Origin of the sequence: Polaribacter sargassicola, assembly GCF_021991835.1 — a bacterium.
Classification (GTDB): domain Bacteria; phylum Bacteroidota; class Bacteroidia; order Flavobacteriales; family Flavobacteriaceae; genus Polaribacter; species Polaribacter sargassicola.
Genome location: NZ_JAHDAU010000163.1, coordinates 1 through 301, shown reverse-complemented (window position 1 = coordinate 301; position 301 = coordinate 1). Strand labels below are relative to the sequence as shown.

Annotated in this window: 1 protein-coding gene; it reads right to left on the bottom strand. The window is 38.5% G+C overall.

All coding sequences use genetic code 11. The annotated features are described in order from the left end of the window. Positions 1-301 (bottom strand): hypothetical protein (locus tag KI686_RS16315; protein ID WP_237590374.1); only part of this gene is annotated, 301 nt, incomplete at both ends.

Below are 301 nucleotides of genomic sequence, written 5' to 3'. Positions count from 1 at the left end.
CGTAATAATAAGTTCCACCCTTTTGAGGGGTAAATGTATTTACGTCACCCGTAGTTCTGGCAAATTCAGCTCTCTTTCTAGAAACGGGTTTAGTTATACGCCAAAATTTACCAAAGTCAATATCTGTAGGTGTGGTAACAAAAGGCGGGCTATCAGGATCGTCAACACAATCATCACCACTTGGGTTACTATTACCATTTGGATCGAGGCGTCTAAAATTATCATTAACCGATAAGTTGGGGTCACCATACCATAACACTTGTGCATCTAGTTTATGTAATCCAATACATGAAACTAAAAA